Origin of the sequence: Halomonas sp. DP3Y7-2 (assembly GCF_019800795.1) — a bacterium.
GTDB lineage: Bacteria > Pseudomonadota > Gammaproteobacteria > Pseudomonadales > Halomonadaceae > Halomonas > Halomonas litopenaei_A.
This window is the reverse complement of the sequence record NZ_JAHVKJ010000011.1, coordinates 334,854-352,158: the sequence shown is the minus strand read 5'-3', so window position 1 is coordinate 352,158 and position 17,305 is coordinate 334,854. Positions and strand designations below refer to the sequence as shown.

The 17,305-nt window shown below is 61.4% G+C and carries 15 protein-coding genes; 6 read left to right on the top strand and 9 right to left on the bottom strand.

The features are described from left to right. The first annotated feature begins 57 nt into the window (after positions 1-57). Positions 58-1,380, top strand: coding sequence for an FAD-binding oxidoreductase (locus tag KUV45_RS17155; RefSeq protein ID WP_222163534.1), 1,323 nt, complete (start codon positions 58-60; stop codon positions 1,378-1,380). Between the two features lie 346 nt (positions 1,381-1,726). Beyond that, positions 1,727-2,287 (top strand): glycine zipper 2TM domain-containing protein, encoded by a 561-nt coding sequence (locus KUV45_RS17150; RefSeq protein ID WP_206943382.1) that lies wholly within the window; start codon positions 1,727-1,729, stop codon positions 2,285-2,287. 173 nt (positions 2,288-2,460) lie between these two features. Here KUV45_RS17150 and KUV45_RS17145 read toward each other — a convergent pair whose 3' ends face one another. Beyond that, positions 2,461-2,931 (bottom strand): phosphate-starvation-inducible protein PsiE, encoded by a 471-nt coding sequence (locus KUV45_RS17145; RefSeq protein WP_222163532.1) that lies wholly within the window; start codon positions 2,929-2,931, stop codon positions 2,461-2,463. Positions 2,932-3,096: 165 nt separating this feature from the next. Here KUV45_RS17145 and nhaB point away from each other — a divergent pair, with 165 nt between their 5' ends. Next, positions 3,097-4,638, top strand: coding sequence for a sodium/proton antiporter NhaB (nhaB, locus tag KUV45_RS17140; RefSeq protein WP_222163531.1), 1,542 nt, complete (start codon positions 3,097-3,099; stop codon positions 4,636-4,638). Positions 4,639-4,769: 131 nt separating this feature from the next. On the opposite strand, the gene KUV45_RS17135 is transcribed toward nhaB, so the two are convergent. Together KUV45_RS17135 and KUV45_RS17130 are read right to left on the bottom strand one after the other, a co-directional pair. Then, positions 4,770-6,263, bottom strand: a complete 1,494-nt coding sequence (locus KUV45_RS17135) for a Na+/H+ antiporter NhaC family protein (protein ID WP_206943372.1) — start codon at positions 6,261-6,263, stop codon at positions 4,770-4,772. Positions 6,264-6,481: 218 nt separating this feature from the next. Continuing rightward, positions 6,482-7,858, bottom strand: a complete 1,377-nt coding sequence (locus KUV45_RS17130) for a glutamine synthetase family protein (protein ID WP_222163530.1) — start codon at positions 7,856-7,858, stop codon at positions 6,482-6,484. Positions 7,859-8,104: 246 nt separating this feature from the next. On the opposite strand from KUV45_RS17130, the gene KUV45_RS17125 reads away from it, so the two are divergent. Both KUV45_RS17125 and KUV45_RS17120 read left to right on the top strand, forming a co-directional pair. Beyond that, a complete protein-coding gene (locus KUV45_RS17125) occupies positions 8,105-8,848 on the top strand; it encodes a gamma-glutamyl-gamma-aminobutyrate hydrolase family protein (protein ID WP_222163524.1) in 744 nt (247 codons plus the stop codon). 261 nt (positions 8,849-9,109) lie between these two features. Continuing rightward, the gene (locus KUV45_RS17120) at positions 9,110-9,472 is read left to right on the top strand and encodes a hypothetical protein (RefSeq protein ID WP_222163522.1); all 363 of its coding nucleotides are present in this window, start codon (positions 9,110-9,112) and stop codon (positions 9,470-9,472) included. A gap of 154 nt (positions 9,473-9,626) precedes the next feature. On the opposite strand, the gene KUV45_RS17115 is transcribed toward KUV45_RS17120, so the two are convergent. After that, a complete protein-coding gene (locus tag KUV45_RS17115) occupies positions 9,627-10,442 on the bottom strand; it encodes a Na+/H+ antiporter NhaC family protein (RefSeq protein ID WP_222163521.1) in 816 nt (271 codons plus the stop codon). An 8-nt stretch (positions 10,443-10,450) separates the two neighbouring features. Then, positions 10,451-11,605, bottom strand: a complete 1,155-nt coding sequence (locus KUV45_RS17110; protein ID WP_222163519.1) for a Na+/H+ antiporter NhaC family protein — start codon at positions 11,603-11,605, stop codon at positions 10,451-10,453. 264 nt (positions 11,606-11,869) lie between these two features. Between KUV45_RS17110 and KUV45_RS17105 the strand changes: the two genes are divergently transcribed. Next, positions 11,870-13,285 (top strand): aspartate aminotransferase family protein, encoded by a 1,416-nt coding sequence (locus KUV45_RS17105; RefSeq protein ID WP_222163518.1) that lies wholly within the window; start codon positions 11,870-11,872, stop codon positions 13,283-13,285. Between the two features lie 137 nt (positions 13,286-13,422). Here KUV45_RS17105 and KUV45_RS17100 read toward each other — a convergent pair whose 3' ends face one another. The 4 genes from KUV45_RS17100 to gatC all read right to left on the bottom strand — a co-directional run bounded on the left by KUV45_RS17100 (position 13,423) and on the right by gatC (position 17,303). Continuing rightward, positions 13,423-13,974, bottom strand: coding sequence for a cupin domain-containing protein (locus tag KUV45_RS17100; protein WP_206943364.1), 552 nt, complete (start codon positions 13,972-13,974; stop codon positions 13,423-13,425). Between the two features lie 72 nt (positions 13,975-14,046). Beyond that, a complete protein-coding gene (gene gatB, locus KUV45_RS17095) occupies positions 14,047-15,501 on the bottom strand; it encodes an Asp-tRNA(Asn)/Glu-tRNA(Gln) amidotransferase subunit GatB (RefSeq protein WP_206943362.1) in 1,455 nt (484 codons plus the stop codon). Next, on the bottom strand, positions 15,501-16,961 hold the full coding sequence (gene gatA / locus KUV45_RS17090; RefSeq protein WP_206943360.1) for an Asp-tRNA(Asn)/Glu-tRNA(Gln) amidotransferase subunit GatA: 1,461 nt from the start codon (positions 16,959-16,961) through the stop codon (positions 15,501-15,503). The genes gatB and gatA overlap by 1 nt, the downstream gene beginning before the upstream one ends. 54 nt (positions 16,962-17,015) lie before the next feature. Beyond that, complete coding sequence (gene gatC, locus KUV45_RS17085; RefSeq protein ID WP_222163516.1) at positions 17,016-17,303, bottom strand: Asp-tRNA(Asn)/Glu-tRNA(Gln) amidotransferase subunit GatC; 288 nt, start codon at positions 17,301-17,303, stop codon at positions 17,016-17,018. Positions 17,304-17,305: the final 2 nt, after the last annotated feature.

Below are 17,305 nucleotides of genomic sequence, written 5' to 3'. Positions count from 1 at the left end.
TTTAACCGCGTAGAATGCGATCATATGTTGAATAAAATAACCATGTGAGAGGTTTTTATGGCCAGGTCAGCTTCTACGTCCTCTGCGGCGGCATCAGCCAACAACGTTCATCACGCGGCCTCCTGGTATGCCGCTTCGGCCAATGAGACTCCCCAGCGTCCGGCGTTGGCAGATGACGTGAGTTGTGATGTCTGTGTGGTAGGTGCCGGATTCACCGGTATCTCCGCCGCCCTGCATCTGGCCGAGAAGGGGCTGAAGGTCATCGTACTCGAAGCCGCACGTGTCGGTTATGGTGCCTCTGGTCGCAATGGTGGTCAGATCGTCAACAGCTATAGCCGTGACATGGATGTCATCGAGGACAAGTACGGGGCTGATACGGCTCGGGCATTGGGAGACATGGCCTTTGAAGGCAATCGCATCATTCGTGAGCGTATTGCCCAGTACGGCATCGATTGCGACCTGCGTGAGGGCAACCTGTTTGCGGCCTGCAACGACAAGCAGCTCAAGGGGCTGCGTGAACACAAGGCCTTGTGGGAGCGTTACGGCCACCATCAGCTGGAGTTGCTGGAAGGCGATAGCTATCGCCGTGAAGTCGGCAGCGACCGCTACAGCGGGGCGCTGGTCGATCATTCCGGCGGTCACCTGCATCCCTTGAATCTGGTGCTGGGGCAAGCGGCGGCGCTTGAGTCTCTGGGTGGCGTGATCTACGAGCAGAGTCCGGTGGAAGCTCTGGTGCATGGTCAGTCTGTACAGCTCAAGACCCGCCATGGGCGAGTCCACGCTGACAGGGTAGTGATGGCGGGCAACGCCTACATGAGCGGCGTCATGCCCGAGCTCGAGGCCAAGTCCATGCCCTGCGGTACTCAGATCATCACCACCGAGCCGTTGAGCGATGACCTGGCCCGCTCGCTGCTGCCGAACAACATGGCGGTGGAAGACTGCAACTACCTGCTGGACTATTTCCGGCTGACCCGCGACAACCGGTTGATCTACGGTGGCGGCGTCAACTATGGCGGCGAGGACCCCGCTGACATCGAGGCTGTCATTCGTCCGAAGATGGAAAAAACCTTTCCGCAGCTCAAGTCCACCAAGGTGGACTTTGCCTGGAGCGGGACCTTCCTGATGACGTTGAACCGACTGCCTCAGTTCGGTGTCATCAATGACAACGTCTACTACGCCCAGGGCTATTCAGGACACGGGGTTACCTGCACCCATCTGGCGGGGCGGCTGATCAGTGAGGTGATGACCGGTCGCGATGAGCGCTTTGATGCCTTCGCTGGCCTCCCTCATTTGCCGTTTCCCGGTGGACGCATGCTGCGCGTGCCACTGTCCGCTATCGGCGCCTGGTACTACGAGACCCGGGACAAGCTGGGACTATAGGGCTTGTACGAAAAGTGCCTGCGCTTGGTGATACGGCGTTAAAAATCGCCTTAAAATGCTCATTTACACCTCGTAAACTGCGCTTTCTCACCGATTTTTGCCTTGTCTAACCTTCGCTCGTCGACTTTTCGGACAAAGCCTAGGTCGGCGTCCTCTAGGGCTGTCGTCTCGGCGTCGCCAATGGGGGCCACCCTTGTCGCGTCGGGACGACAGTACGACAAAAACCTCGCAAGTTGACCGAGAAGGCTTCGAACGCTGTTCGATAATGGCTAGGATGGTGTCATCAACCTACGCCAAGACGCCCATCACGGGGGATAAGAGCCCGTGAAGGAGCAAGGAGAACAGCATGAGCAAGTCGATCATTGTCGGTTCCACCCTAGCGGTCTTCGGTCTCGGTGGCTTGGCCTTTGGTGCCTGGCAGGTCCAGCAGGCGCCCCAGGGGCCTCAATTCGCCAACATTACCGCGGTGACGCCGGTCACCGAGACCGTCAGCACACCGCGCCAGGTCTGCGAAAATGTGCAGGTGTCGCGTCAGGCACCCACCCGTGACCCTCACAGTATCCTGGGCAGTGCGGCGGGTGCCGTCGTAGGCGGCCTGGTCGGCAACCAGATTGGTGGCGGTAGCGGGCGCAAGATCGCCACGGTGGCCGGCGCCATCGGCGGAGGCTTTGCCGGCCGAGAGGTTCAGCGGCATATCGAGTCCGGGCAGACGGTGACCACTACCGAGCAGCGCTGCCACACGGTCAACGATACCAGCGAGAAGACGCTGGGCTATGACGTGGCCTGGGAGTATGACGGTGTACGCCAGGTTGCTCGCCTGGAGAGCGCGCCGGATGGTGACCGGGTGTTGCTGGAACAGGGGCAGCCCCAGTGGGAGGTGGTGACGCAATCCACCGACCGCTCGTGAGGATGGCCGCCAAGGGGTGATGAGATCCCTGCATCTCCAAAAGACGCCGGAGCCCGTCAGTGGCTTCCGGCGTCTTTTTTCTTTTCATGGGCTGATGTTTATGGGCCGATGTTCATCGGGCCGATGTTCATGTGCAAAGGGTAGGTTCGCAGTCAACGGCGTGACGGGGGGGCTCACTCCGACTTGCCGCTGTCCACTTCCTTGCCCAACGCATCAATGGGGCGACTCGAGGGAAAGGTATACGAGGCATAACGCACGGCCAGCACCGCCAATGCCAGCAGGAAAATGCCTCCGCACAGGTAGAGCAGACTGATATCCGGCTTGGGATGGTGGGAAATGTCCCCTATCAGGTAGCGGGTCAGCGCGGTAATGGCGACGTAGAGCAGAAAGCGAATCGGCAGGTGGTTGGTCTTGAAGTAGATGCCGACCATGGCGCCTAGCTCCAGGTAGATGAATAGCAGCAGAATGTCGTCTACGCTTGCATGCCCAGAGCTGATCATGGTGATGAACGTCCCCACCGAGGCCCAGGCGATCATTCCACCAATCACGAACAGCCCCAGGTAGTGGAAACCTTCCACAAGCAGGTTGCCAACGTCATCGGCGTGGTGGTGCATCTTGTCGCGGCTGCTGCGGGCCCATTTCACATTCCATTCCTCATTGGCGGGGTCTGATCTCACGCTATCCCGATGGCTAAGCGCTGACAAGTCGCTACCCCTTTGGTTCAGGCTGAAGTCTTGACCCAGACGCGCAGTTCTCGCCGCTGCCTGCTTGCATACTCCTGTCTGGTGAGTGTGACGAGGAGACGGCAGATGGTGACGACCTTACCGCAGGCACTATTTCGACATTTCCTGGGGACTTCCCCTGACTGGTACAAGCTCTCGCTTCTCGCCTGCCTAGTGATCAACCCGCTCGTGTTCTTCTGGCTGGGTGGCTTCGTGGCTGGCTGGCTATTGCTGGCGGAATTCATCTTTACCCTGACCATGGCGCTCAAGTGCTATCCGCTGCAGCCTGGTGGGCTGCTGGCCCTGGAGGCCGTCGGCATGGGCATGACCGATGCGCACCACGTGATGGATGAGGTCTCGGCCAATCTCGATGTATTACTGCTGCTGGTCTTCATGGTCGCGGGTATCACCTTCATGAAGCCGCTGCTGCTGAAGCTATTCACCCGGCTTCTGGTCGGTATTCCATCCAAGCGAGTCCTGTCGCTGTGCTTTTGCCTGACGACGGCGGCGTTGTCGGCGTTTCTCGATGCGCTGACCGTCATGGCGGTGGTCATCAGCGTATCCGTTGGTTTCTATGCCATCTATCATCGCGTCGCATCGGCCCGCGGCCAGCACGACAGTCACGATCACGCTGACGATACGCGGCTGTCCGATATCAGCCGCACTGAGCTGCAGGAGTACCGTCGGTTCTTGCGCTCGCTGTTGCTGCACGCCTCCATGGGAACCGCCCTGGGTGGGGTGATGACCATGGTGGGGGAGCCCCAGAACCTGATCATTGCGGACCAGGCGGGCTGGGGCTTCGGCGAGTTCTTCTTGAGACTGGCGCCGGTGACCATCCCGGTGTTGGCGGCTGGCCTGGGTACCTGCCTGTTGGTGGAGAGTCGCCATCTGTGTGGCTATGGTCAGCGGCTCCCAGACACGATTCGCCAGATCCTGATCGAACATGATCGGCAGGACCGCGCCGGATGTAGCGTGGGTGAACGCGCTCGACTCTGGGTCCAGCTGGGGGTGCTCACCTGGTTGATGGTGGCGCTGGCACAGCATCAGGCGTCGGTGGGGTTGATCGGGCTGGCCGTGATCGTACTGGCAAGCTCGCTGTTGGGTATTACCGAGGAGCATGCCCTCGGGCATGCCTTTGAAGAGGCGCTGCCGTTCACTGCTCTGCTGGTGGTGTTCTTTACCATTGTCGCGGTGATCGTCGAGCAGCACCTGTTTGCGCCGGTGATCGACATGGTACTCGCGCATACCGGGGGAGAGCAGTTGGGATGGGTCTATCTCAGCAACGGACTGCTGTCGATGGTGTCGGATAACGTGTTCGTTGGCACGGTCTACATCAGCGAGATTCGAGCCGCGTTCCAGCAGGCACTGATCAGCGCTGAACAGTTTGATCTGCTGTCGGTCGCCGTCGCCACAGGCACCAACCTGCCCTCGGTGGCCATGCCCAATGGGCAGGCCGCATTCCTCTTCCTGCTCACGTCCACGGTGGCGCCGCTGGTGCGCCTATCGTACCGACGGATGGTGTGGATGGCCGCCCCCTATACCCTGGCGCTTAGTCTCGGCGGATTCCTGTGCGTCCGCTACGGACTTGAGCCCGCCAGTCAGGCCATGCAGACCCTGGGGTGGTTGTAGAGCGGCCGATATCGCGAGATAGAACCTGACACCGCCGCCCACAGGGGGCGGCGGTGCTGTTGACTGCCAGACCTCGCCAATAGGCATTGCCGGCAATGCACGAGGCTTAAGTGCCACGCCAAGCTTCCGTGCTACGCCAGGCTATATCCCAGCACGATAAAGCCGAGGGTGGTAACGCTGGCGCCGATCAGGGTGTAGGGCAGCTGCGTCAGGGCGTGCTGCATGGGCAGTACTCCGCTGCCCTGGGAGGACAGTACCGACGAGTCGGAGAAGAAGCAGGCATGGCTGCCGAAGCTCGAGGCGGACAGCAGGGCGCCGACCACCAATGGCATCGACACTCCCATATGGGCGGCCATGGGCACCACAATCGGGATCGAGATGACAAAGACGCCCCAGGAGGAGCCGGTGGCAAAGACCACGACGGCCATGGAAGCAAACACGATGGCAGGCAGCAGTGCGGGGGTGATGTAAGGAGCCAGCGTATCGATCATGAACTGGGTCATGCCCAGTTGATCGTTGACTTCCTTGAGCATGAAGCCGACGGCAACAATGGCCAGGGGCAGCATCATGGTACGGAAGCCGTCCATGATCGAATCCATCAAGCTCGAGAAGGTCGACAAGCGCTGCACCAGGAACAGCACGATAGTGAACAGGGTGGCGGCGATGACGCCCTTGAGCAGGTCGATCTCGAAGTAGGCACTGGCGCCGATCAATACCGCCATGGGGGCAATGAAATTGAACAGGCCAAGCCAGGGGTTGCCGCGAGGGGTGTCGTCACTGAGCGGTTCGTCGGGGGCGCCATCGGGAATGGGTTGGCCGGCCTTGGCGCGACGCTCAGCGGCCTTCATCGGTCCGAGATCGGGCATCAACCCGATCGCGACCAGAAAGACCAGGCCCATGGCCACCCAGCCATACAGCATGTACGGGATCGATTGGATATAGAGCCACATGCCAGGCCCGTCGGTCGCGCCATTGGTCTCCAGCAATTCGGCAAAATACACCGCCCAGGTGGAGATCGGCACGAGCACACATATTGGAGCGGCCGTGGAGTCGACGATGTACGCCAGCTTTTCGCGTGATACCCCGAAGCGGTCGGTAAGTCGCTTCATGGCAGCAGATGTGGCGAGAGCGTTGAGGTAGTCATCGATAAAGATCAGCAGGCCGAGAACGGCGGTACTGATCAACGATTGCCGACGAGTCTTGACCAGGCGGCTCATGAAGTGGCTGAAGCTCAGGGTGCAGCCGGACTTTTCCAGCATCGCGATAAAGCCGCCCATCAGACCGCAGACCAGAATCAGCCAGGCGATGGTCTCGTTCATCATGACATCGAGTGAGATGTCGGCCAGGGTCCCGATGTAATCGGCCGGCTCGATCAGGATGAGGCCTGACAGGGAGCCGATGGCCAATGCTTCAAGGGTGCGGTGGGTGGCGATGGCCACGACCAGTACGATCAGCGAAGGGACCAGACTTATCCAGCCAAATGGCGTTCCCGCTTCATGGTAGAGGGTGAGACCAGCTACCAGGGCGACCAATCCTGCGACCAGAAGGAAGACTCGGCCCTTGCCTTTCTGTGCAGGTTTGCCAGGAGCAAAGGGATGCGAGGAGGTGGAAGAGGGCGTGGTCATGCGATCACCTCCTGCAGATGAGGCTGGTGAGTGGCCAGGTTGACGAAAACGTCCTGCAGGCACGACGGGCGCTTGGGGCTTTTAGGAGTTGTGCGTGTCATAAGGGGACCCGTGTTGGTGTGTTGTGTTCGGGTTGACGTCGGGACAGGGCAACGCGACGGCCCCATGGGGCCGCTGCGTAGCAGGAATATCTGTGATGCTGAGAGGGTCAGGCGTCCTTAGACGTGGCGCAGATACCAGTCATACTCAAGGCGACTGACGCTTTGCATGGCGAGCTCGCGCTCCGCTCGACGGTTGGCCACGAAGACCTTGAGAAAGTCGCGGCCCAGGGCCTCGGCAAGGACCGCTGAGTCTTCCAGCAGATCCAGCGCCTGGCTCCAGCTATTGGTCAGCGTGGGCGTGAGCTGGCGGTAGGCGTTGCCGGTGGTGGCCTCAGGGGGCGTGAGGTCTGACGCCAGCCCATGCAGCACAGACGCCAGCAGCGTGGCCAGCAGCAGGTAAGGGTTGGCGTCGGCCCCCGCGACACGATGCTCGACTCGGCGCGCAGCGTTGGCACCGGAAGGGATGCGCAGGGCCACCGAGCGGTTATCGTATCCCCAGCAGGGGGTCATGGGCACGTAGAGCCCTGGTTGAAAGCGGCGGAACGAGTTGAGGTTCGGCGCGAACAGCGCCATCGACGCGGGCATCAGCTCCATCAGGCCAGCGATGGCGTTGCCCAGCAGGCGGCTGCCATGGGGATTTTCGTCGGGGTCTGCGAACACATTGTCGCCATTCTGGTCGACCAGGCTCATGTGCACGTGCATGCCATTGCCCGCTTCCCCGCCGTAAGGCTTGGCCATGAAGGTGGCTTCAAAACCGTGGCGCAGCGCGACCCCTTTGATCAGGCGCTTGAGCAGCACGGCGCTGTCACATGCCTTGAGCACATCATCGCCGTGAATCAGGTTGATCTCGAACTGCCCCGGGGCGCACTCTTTCAGTGCCGTATCGAGAGGCAGCTGCTGTGTCTTGGCCGCGGCGTGAACTTCCTCGAGAAAGTCGGCGTATTCATCGAGTTCACTGATGGAGTAGAGCTGGCTCTCCTTGGCTCGTTCGCCGCTGGCGGGGGACTTGCAGGGCTGCGCCATGCCGAGTTCATCGCGGGCACGATCGACCAGATAGAATTCCAGCTCCAGTGCCACGACCGCCTTGAAACCGCGATCCGCCAGGCGCTGAACTTGGGCCGCCAGGACGTTGCGTGGGTCGGCAAAGAAAGGACCATCGTCGTCGTCGCGCATGCTCATGAGCAGCTGGGCATGACGGCCGTCTCGCTGCCAGGGGGCCACCATCAGGCTGCCAGGAACGGGACGACAGATCTGGTCACGATCCCCGATGTCGAGCCCTAGCCCTGTCTCTTCCACGGTGTTTCCGGTGATATCGAGGGCGAACACAGAGCCCGGTAGCGCAATGCCACTGACAAAGGCCTTTTCCAGGTTGTCCGTCGGAATTCGCTTGCCGCGCAGGACGCCATTGAGGTCACTGATCAGCAGGTCCACGCTGTCGATCTCGGGATGGCGCTGGAGAAAGTCGCGGGCTTCATCGACGCCGGGGGTGCTCATGCGGTCACCTTTGTTGGTTCGTTGTGATCGGCATAGTGTTTCGCTGGGCAAGCGGTGGTGTCAAATTATTTACGCGAGGCCATCACTGCATCGCACAGAGGGAAGTCCGACTGTTTGCGTTGTTTTGTATCATAAACAGGTATTTATGGATTGTCGTCTGTGGTTTGATTCAGCCAGGGTTGGCAAGAAAATGCGACCAATGTATGTTGAGCAAACCATAACAAGTGAACGTTCAAGAGGGAGAGCATGAATATCCGTCCCCTGGTAGGAGTCATCGCGTGTCGCCGTGACGTCGAAGGTCATCCGGCGCACATGGTCACGGATAAGTACGTGAGAACGCTGCGTGACTACGGTCTCGAGCCGGTCGTGCTTCCCGTCTGGGAAGAGCAACGCGACGAGGACGTGAGTGCCTTGCTGGCACGCCTTGATGGTCTTGTGCTCACCGGCAGCTACACCAATGTGTTGCCCGAGCGCTACGGGGCGCAACGGGCCCCGGAAAACACTCGCGATGACGTGGCACGGGATGCTGCTGCCATGAGCTGGATTCCCCTGGCGCTGGAGCGCTCACTGCCGCTGCTGGGGATCTGCCGGGGCTTTCAGGAAATCAATGTGGCCTTCGGTGGCAGCTTGCATCAGGCCGTACAGCGTGTCCCGGGGATGCTGGATCACCGGGAGCCCGAGGGACACAAGCAGCAGCAGTATGCTCCCGTGCACGACGTGACGATCGAGCCGGGAGGCCAGTTGGCGGCGCTGTTCGACGAACCGGTAGCCAAGGTCAATTCACTGCATCAACAGGGCGTCGACCGCCTGGGTGAAGGCTTGCGTGTGGAAGCCCTGGCCCCTGATGGCCTGGTGGAGGCGGTTTCTGTAGCGCAGGCACCGGGCTTTACCCTGGCTGTCCAGTGGCACCCTGAGTGGGAGTCTGCTTCCCATCCGCTTTACGACGCCATCTTCCGAGGGTTTGCCAAGGCTTGCGCAAGTCGTCGGTAATATCGTCGTTAGATGGGTGTTATTGACTCGTTTTGATGTAAGACATGGATTACATCAGAGGCGGTGACGCTGAGCTGACGCGGGTTTTCGCCAGGACAACGGTGAGTGCTGGGGTCGGCGGCGTCGATGTTGATGCCTCGACAGGCATAGAAACTACATTAAGCTGACATCGTGGTCATGCTCCCGGGGAAGTGGCCCTTCCCCATTGCAGTTCCAGGGCTGCCCGGGAGAATTCTTTTGAGAATTCGCAAGGAGAGAGCGATGGTGCTTAAGCGTGTGTCTGCGATGGGTATGCTGGCGGGCTCAATGCTGCTGTTCGGGGCAGGTGTGGCCGTGGCTGAATCGTCGTCAATGTCCGGGGAGCAGTCTACGGCAGAAGAGGAGTTGCGCCAGGCGTTGGAGGAAAGCCACGCGGAATCTCAGCCGGGCGAAGGCATGATGGAGCAAGATAATGCCACCATGCTGGAAGGCAGCGCTGCTGCCACCGAAAAGCGGCAGGAGATGCTCGAGCACGCCGATCCTGGTAGCACTGAAGGCGCCATGGACGGCTACAACAGTGACATGCTCGAGGGTAGCGAGGCAGCCAACGAAAAACGTCAGGCGATGATGAACGAAGAAGGCTAAGCCATATCGGCTCGGCGGTTTCGCCGGTCTTTTATCGCCATGTCTTTTCGCAGGTAGACCATCAGCGGCACCGTCTCAGGACGGTGCCGCTGTCGTTGGTGGATAGCGTTCGTAGCGAGTCGATTGCAGCCAGGCAGCCGCCTGGCATGCACGGTCAGCCGTGGGAGAGCGTCGGTGTGCTTGCGGGAGCTGTCGCGCGTTGGCCCAGCAGGTAGAGGCAGGCGGTCAGCGTAAGCGCGCCTGCCCCGAGTCCCAGCCACCAGGGGAGTCCCAGCCCGGTCATGCCGGCACCGAAGATCAGTGCCACCAGCCCTACCAGCAGCGCGTAGGGCAGCTGTGTGGTGACGTGTTCGATCAACTCACAGCCGCTGGCCATCGCCGCCAGCAGGGTGGTTTCGGCCAGTGGAGAGCAGTGGTCGCCCCACACTGCTCCCGCCAGCACGCCCGCCACGGACGCGTAGAGCAGTGGCATGCCTTCCGCACTTCCGGCCATGCCGTGGTGGTCAAGAACCGCCCAGGCCAGCGGCACCACCAGAGGCATCATGATGCCCATGACACCCCATGACGAGCCGGTAGCAAAGGCGGTGAAACCGGCAAGACAGAAGATCACCGCCGGCAGCCACTGTGGCGACAGGCTCTCGCCCAGGACGGACACCAGGTAGTCACTGGTATGCAGCGCGTCATTCACCCCTGCCAAGGCCCATGCCATCATCAGGATGGTGATCGGCAGCAGCATCGACTTCACGCCCTCGAACCAGTAATAAAGCGTCTCCGTCATGCGCATCAGCCCCTGGGCCAGGGTCAGCACGACGGCGCATAGGCAGGCCGCAAGGGAACCCCACATCATGGCGCTGAACGAGTCGCCTTCCCCGAAGACGTCGCGCAGCAGATGTGGTCCCTCGCCGAGCGACGCCAGTCCGGTGGTGTAAATCCCGCCGAGGGTGACCCCGACCAGGACCAGCATGGGCACAACGGCGTTCAGTGCGCGATGGGGGATACCTTCCTTGGTGGCGATGTCTGCTTCCTCGACGATTGCCTCTCGGCTGCTGAGGCCTGCCGCTCCCCTGGGGATGCCAGGGCGCGTCGCTCGGCTTTCAGCATCGGGCCAAAGTCGCGGCCGGTCCAGGCCACCAGAAAAACGAAGACCAGCGCGAGAATGGGGTAGGCGTTGTAAGGAATGGCGTTGACGAATACCGAGTAGGCCGAGGCATCCCAGTCATCGATCCCCGCCATCGCCTCGCTGATCAGGCCCACCTGAAACCCGATCCAGGTCGTGACCAGCATGATGGCGGACACCGGCGCCGCAGTGCTGTCGACAAGGTAGGCCAGCTTGGCGCGAGAGACGCATAGCCGATCGGTGATATGTCGCATGGTGTTGCCGACGATCAGAGCATTGGCGTAGTCGTCGAAAAAGATGGCGAGCCCCAGCAGTGCGGAGGAGCTTTGGGCTTGGCGACGTCCGCGCACCACCCGGGAAATGCGCTCGGCAATGCCGCGGGTCCCGCCGTTGCGGGAGATGATCCCCACCATGCCGCCAATCAACAGGCAGAACAGTACGATGGACATGTGATCGCTGTCGCTGGCGGCGTTCAACACGTGCACATTCACCGAGTCACCGAAGGCGTTGAGCAGCGCGGTTGGATGCATGCCATGCAACACCCAGCCGCCCAGCAGCAGGCCAGTGAACAGCGCCACGATGACCTGGCGAAAGGCCAGCGCCAGCGTAATGGCGCTGAGTGCTGGCAGCAGGGACAGCCATGCAGGAATCGGGTCAAGCACAGCAGTGGCCAGGCTGGCGTTGGCGGCGTCCACGAGCGAGACGGTGTATGTCTCCTGGCCGAGCACCAACTCCAGGCTGGCCTGGCCGGCGTCGTCGGCAATCAGCTGACGCTCCGGGAGCACTCTCTCGCTGCCGGAAGGGTGAGTGTGGCGTGTCTCGATACGATAGGAGGCGCCTGGTTCCAGACCACTGACCTCGATGTGAGTCGGGACCTCTGCAAGGATGAGTTCGGCAGTGGAAAGGTCGGGCTGTGCGTGTGCAGGTGACGCCAGGATGGCGGCAAAGGCCAGGCACATGGCCCAGCAGCAGGCGCGCCCAAAGCACTGGCGCAACAACGGGGTAAGGTGATGCATAGAGACTCCCGGCAAGTGATTGGAATGGTTGTTGGTCTGGGGAGGTTTGTGTCAATGAAAATTGGTCTATGTTGATTGGGTCGTCAAACAAAAAAATTAAGATTTACATCTAATGTCGACATTTTCTTACGGTCATTAACCATATAACAAAGGGTTAGCTTCGTGTTGGGCGAAAGGATGATCGATCTCTTGGCAAGAAAGCGTATGGTGGTTATGTTGAATAAAACATAACGTTTATCCTCTGCCGTTTTGGGAGAATCGGCCATGACCCTGAAGGACAGCACCACCCTCAAGCAGCTGGACAGTGCTCACCACCTGCATCCCTTTACCGATTTCAAGGCGCTTGGGGAGGAGGGCAGTCGCATCATCGTCGATGCCCAAGGCGTGTACATACGTGATGCCGACGGCAACCGAATACTGGATGCCATGGCGGGGCTGTGGTGCGTCAACCTGGGGTACGGTCGCAAGGAGCTGGTCGACGCCGCCACCCAGCAGCTGACTCAGCTGCCGTACTACAACAACTTCTTCAAGACCTCGCACCCACCGGCGGTGGAGCTGGCCGCGACCCTCTGCCGTCTCGCCCCGCCGCACATGAACCGGGTGTTCTTCACCGGTTCAGGCTCCGAAGCCAATGACACCGTCGTGCGTATGGTGCGGCGCTACTGGGCATTGAAGGGGCGTCCGCAAAAGCACTGGATCATCGGTCGCGAGAACGGCTATCACGGTTCCACGGTGGCGGGGATGAGCCTTGGGGGCATGGCACCCATGCATGAGCAGGGTGGGCCCTGCGTACCGGGGATTACCCATGTTCGTCAGCCCTACTGGTATGGCGAGGGCCTGCCTGATGCCAGCTGTGAGGACCCCGACAGCTTCGGTCGTCGCTGCGCCGAGGCGCTTGAGGCGCGCATTCAGGAGCTGGGCGCCGATCAGGTGGCGGCATTTATCGCCGAGCCGGTACAGGGTGCCGGTGGCGCCATCATCCCGCCAGACAGCTACTGGCCGGCCATCAAGGAGGTGCTGGATCGGTACGATATCCTGCTGGTGGTGGATGAGGTGATCTGTGGGTTTGGTCGCCTGGGAGAGTGGTTCGGCAGTGTTCACTACGATCTGATACCCGACCTGATGCCGATCGCCAAGGGTCTGTCGTCAGGTTATCTGCCTATTGGAGGCGTGCTGGTCGGTGACCGTGTCGCCGAGACCCTGATCGAGGAGGGGGGCGAGTTCTATCACGGCTTCACCTACTCAGGGCATCCCGCCTGCGCCGCTGTGGCGCTGAAAAACCTGGAGCTGATGCAGGCCGAGGCGATCGTCGACAAGGTCCGCAACGAGCTGGGGCCGTACCTGGCGTCACGCTGGAAGGCCCTGGAGGCCCATCCATTGATCGGCGAGGCACGCTCGCTGGGGTTGATCGGTGCCCTGGAAATTGTCGCTGACAAGGCCAGCGGGCAGCGCTTTGACAAGGCCCTGGCCGTGGGCAATCTGTGTCGTGACATCTGCTTTGAAACGGGGCTGGTGATGCGCTCGGTGGGTGACACCATGGTCATCTCACCCCCCTTGGTGATCAGCCGTGACGAGATCGATGAGCTGGTGCGTCTCGCCGAGCGTGCGCTGGACGAGACCTTGCGGCGGCTCGAAGCGCAGGGTGTCAGTATTGCGTCCTGCGAGCAGGTGGAGTCATGACGCGTCTCCAGCCTGTGATGAGCGTGTAACGCCCAGTGAAAGCGCCTTGCCCTGGATAAGGGGCCGGGGAAGAGGTCACGCCTGGCGTGGCCTCTTGTTGTATCAAGGGAGGGGTGGGCGAGAGGAGACGATGGCTGCTAGAACGTGCGGGCAGGGGTGGCGCAGCTGACCAGTCGGCAGGCCTCTTTGCCGGGATTGCGGAAGCGATGAGGCACATTGGTGTCGAAGTAGTAGGCTTCGCCGGCAGCGAGCATGCGGGTTTCAGCGCCAATGGTGATTTCGATGGCGCCCTCGAGGATGACGCCTGCTTCCTCTCCCTGATGGGTAATCATCTCGCGCCCTGTATCGCTGCCTGGGGGGTAGGTCTCGATCATGAACGACAGGGCCCGGCTATCACGATTGGCGCCAACCAGCTTGAAGATGACGTCGCCACTACCCACGTCCGTCAGCTCATCGGCACTGTAGAAGACCTGATTCTTGCTCTCCAGGTCCATGGTGAAGAAGTCGCCGACGCTCATCGGAATGGCGTCCAGGATCTTCTTCAAGGAGCTGACGGAGGGGCTGACCTTGCCTTGTTCGATCAACGACAGGCTGGAATGGGTGACGCCGCAGCGCTTGGCCAATTCCCGTTGAGAGATTCCGCGCAGGGTTCTCAAGGCCCGTAGTCGGGCTCCGACATCGTCAGACATGGTGACTTCCTAGGCCGCTAGTGGACGAGAGGCCCCGGGACAGCCGCTGTCCCGGGGAGGCGTGCGTCAGTTTCAGCACAGAGCGTCGAGTTTTTCCTTGAGCAAGCCGTTAACCTGCTGAGGGTTGGCGGTGCCGCGAGACGCTTTCATCACCTGGCCGACAAAGTAGCCGATCATCTTGCCGCGCTTATCAGGCTCTGCATCCCGGTACTGGGCGACCTGGGCGGGGCTTTCGCTGATGACCTGATCCACCATGGCCTCAATCGCCCCGGTGTCGGTGACCTGCTTGAGTCCCTTGGTCTCGATGATCTGGTCGGCGCTGTCACCTTCCCCATTCCACAGGGCCTGGAAGACTTGCTTGGCCGCCTTGCCGTTGATGGTCGAGTCGATGACGCGCTTGATCAGACCGCCAAGCTGTTCGGCGCTGACGGGGCTGTCGGAAATGTCGAGCCCGTCGCGGTTGAGCGCCCCGGACAGTTCTCCTTGCACCCAGTTGGCCGCCTGCTTGGCGTCGCCGCAGAGGTCCTTGACCTGCTCGAAGTATTCCGCCATTTCACGGCTGGCCGACAGCACTCCGGCATCGTAGGCGGACAGGCCCAGTTCGTCCTGGAAGCGCGCGCGCTTCTCCGCAGGCAGCTCGGGCAGGCTCTCGCGCAGGTGGTCGACGTAGGCGCAGTCGAGCACCACGGGCAGCAGGTCGGGGCAGGGGAAGTAGCGGTAGTCGTTGGCTTCTTCCTTGGTCCGCATGCTGCGTGTCTCGTCGGCCTCCGGGTCGTACAGGCGGGTTTCCTGCACCACCTTGCCGCCGTCCTCGATCAGCTCGACCTGGCGCTCGACTTCATAGGCAATGGCGCGCTCGACGAAGCGGAACGAGTTGACGTTCTTGATCTCGGCACGGGTGCCGAACGCTTCCTGACCCTTCGGACGTACAGAGACGTTGACGTCGCAGCGCATGGAGCCTTCGGCCATGTTGCCGTCAGAGATTCCCAGATACGTCACGATGGAATGGATGGCCTTGAGATAGGCCGCGGCCTCCTTGGCCGAGCGCATGTCCGGCTCGGAGACGATTTCCAGAAGGGGCGTGCCCGCGCGGTTCAGGTCGATCCCGGTCATGCCGTGAAAGTCTTCGTGCAGCGACTTGCCGGCATCCTCTTCCAGATGAGCATGGTGAACCCGAATGATCTTGCTGGTGCCGTCGTCCAGCAGGATCTCCACTTCACCAGCGCCGACGATGGGGTGGTACATCTGGCTGGTCTGGTAGCCCTTGGGCAGGTCGGCGTAGAAGTAGTTCTTGCGGTCAAACACCGACACTTCGGGAATGTCGGCATGAATGCCCAGGCCGAACTTGAGCGCCATGGCCACGGCTTGCTCGTTCAATACGGGAAGCACGCCGGGCAGCCCCAGGTCGACAGCGTTGGCCTGGGTGTTGGGCTCGGCACCGAAGGCGGTGGACGAGCCGGAGAAGATCTTGGAGCGGGTCGCGAGCTGTACGTGCACCTCGAGACCGATCACGGTTTCCCATTCCATCAGCGGTTCTCCTCGGTCATCGCGGGACGCTTGGTATGCCAGTCGGTGGCCTGCTGGAACTGGTGTGCCACATTGAGCAGGCGGGTCTCGGCAAAGTGTGTGCCGAGAATCTGCAGGCCAACCGGACGCTGGCCGGAGAAGCCTGCCGGAACGCTGATGCCGGGAATGCCGGCCAGGTTCACCGCGATGGTGTAGATATCCTGCAGGTACATGGAAACCGGGTCTTTCTGGGCACCCAGGTCAAAGGCGGGTGTCGGCGCGGCCGGCCCCATCAGCACGTCGACCTCTTCGAAGGCGTCGAGGAAGTCCTGACGGATCAGTCGGCGCACTTGCTGCGCCTTCTTGTAATAGGCGTCGAAGAAGCCCTCCGACAGGGTGTGGGTGCCGATAAGGATGCGACGCTTGACCTCTTCGCCAAAGCCTTCTGCACGAGAGCGCTTGTACAGATCGATCAGGTCGAGCGGATTGTCGCAACGGTGGCCAAAGCGCACGCCGTCGTAGCGTGACAGGTTGGACGAGGCCTCTGCCGGCGCGATCACGTAGTAGGCCGGAATGGCGTACTGAGTGTGCGGAAGGCTGACCTCGCGCACGCTGGCTCCCAGCGACTCATAGACCTTGATGGCCTCGTCGATGGCCTGACGAACACCACTGTCCAGGCCGTCTCCAAAGTACTCGCGGGGCAGGCCGATCTTGAGGCCGGACAGCGGTGCTGTCAGTTCCTCGGTGTAGTCGGGGACGCCGCGAGCCACGCTGGTGGAGTCGCGCACGTCATGGCCGGCGATGGCATTCAACAGATGGGCGCAGTCCTCGGCACTACGGGCCATGGGGCCGCCCTGATCCAGGCTGGAGGCGTAGGCGATCATGCCGTAGCGCGATACACGGCCGTAGGTGGGCTTCAGGCCGGTGATGCCGCAAAAGGCCGCCGGCTGGCGAATCGATCCGCCGGTGTCGGTGCCCAGCGCTGCAGGCACAAAGCCGGCGGCGATGGCAGCGGCGCTGCCGCCGGATGAGCCGCCGGGGACAGCGTTCAGATCCCAGGGGTTCTTGACCGCCCCGTAGAAGCTCGACTCGTTGGAGGAGCCCATGGCGAACTCGTCCATATTGGTCTTGCCAAGGCTCACGCTGCCCGCGGCCTTGAGCTTCTCGACCACGCTGGCGTCATAGGGCGCGACGAAGTTGTCGAGCATTCTGGAGCCGCAGCTGGTGCGCACGTCCTTGGTACAGAAAATATCCTTCAGCGCCAGCGGTACGCCGGTCAGCGGTCCTGCCTGGCCGTTGGCCCGCGCCTGATCTGCGGCGTCGGCGGCGCTCAGCGCCTGGTCGGCGGTCACGGTGATAAAGCTGTTGATCGTCTTGTCGTGGCGATCAATACGTCCGAGCAGATCCTGGGTCAGCTCGCGGCTGGAGATGGTGCCGGCAGCAAGTGCCTGGCTGATCTCTGTCAGCGTCTTGTCATGCATGGGCCTGGCTCCCTGTGTGCGTGAATCCAGTGTCGAGAAAAAAGGGGCGAGGCGTCATTCGACGACGCGCGGCACCAGATAGAGGCCGTTTTCGACCTGAGGTGCGCAGCGTTGAAAGTTGTCGCGTTGGTCAGTTTCGGTGACCTCGTCGGCGCGCAGGCGCTGGGTGGCATCGAGGGGATGGGCCAAGGGGGCGACGCCCTCGGTATCGACTGCCTGGAGCTGGTCAACCATCTCCAGGATCCGGCCGAGATCATCGTGGTAGTGGGCAGCGTCATTCTCTGAAAGGTCGATCCGGGCCAGGTGAGCGGCACGGAGTACCTCGGCGTGTTCAAGCGCCATGA